Source organism: Vibrio nomapromontoriensis, assembly GCF_050337205.1.
Classification (GTDB): Bacteria; Pseudomonadota; Gammaproteobacteria; order Enterobacterales; family Vibrionaceae; genus Vibrio; species Vibrio nomapromontoriensis.
In genome coordinates, this window is record NZ_JAKJSS010000049.1 from 1 (window position 1) to 832 (window position 832).

The 832-nt window shown below is 42.1% G+C and carries 2 rRNA genes; both read left to right on the forward strand.

Annotation, left to right across the window (positions count from 1 at the left end):
- A 16S ribosomal RNA gene (locus L4D05_RS24060) occupies nt 1-208 on the forward strand; the annotation flags it as partial.
- 407 nt (nt 209-615) lie between these two features.
- A 23S ribosomal RNA gene (locus L4D05_RS24065) occupies nt 616-832 on the forward strand; the annotation flags it as partial.

The following is an 832-nucleotide window of genomic DNA, read 5'->3' on the forward strand; positions in this document are numbered from 1 at the left end:
TCGGAATCGCTAGTAATCGTGGATCAGAATGCCACGGTGAATACGTTCCCGGGCCTTGTACACACCGCCCGTCACACCATGGGAGTGGGCTGCAAAAGAAGTGGGTAGTTTAACCTTCGGGAGGACGCTCACCACTTTGTGGTTCATGACTGGGGTGAAGTCGTAACAAGGTAGCCCTAGGGGAACCTGGGGCTGGATCACCTCCTTATACGAAAGATTGTCTTGATGAGTGTTCACACAGATTGATTAGGTTTGATTAGTTAAGAACAATAGAGCTTTAATTAATGATTACTCATTGATTAAAGCTTTGTGCTTTATGCTCTTTAACAATTTGGAAAGCTGACGAATAACAATGTGATTTCATTGTTATTCAAATAAAAGTTCTCAAATCCTATGTCTTACTCTTTATAGAGAAGGGATGTAGGTACCAACACACATTCAAGTGTTCTTGGAAACAGCAYAACTTCGGTTGTGATGTTTATATTTGAGTCCGGCAAAATCGAATGCTATCTCGCTCATTCAAATAATGAGATAGCGACTTTGGTTGTTTGCCATACACCTTTTTGTTTTCACTTTTTAAAAGTGAAGTCAAATCGAAACCTTTTGGGGTTGTATGGTTAAGTGACTAAGCGTACACGGTGGATGCCTTGGCAGTCAGAGGCGATGAAGGACGTAATAACTTGCGATAAGCCCAGATTAGGTAGTAATAACCTGTGAGTCTGGGATTTCCGAATGGGGAAACCCACGTGCATAAGCACGTATCATTAACTCAATACATAGGTTAATGAAGCAAACCGGGGGAACTGAAACATCTAAGTACCCCGAGGAAGAG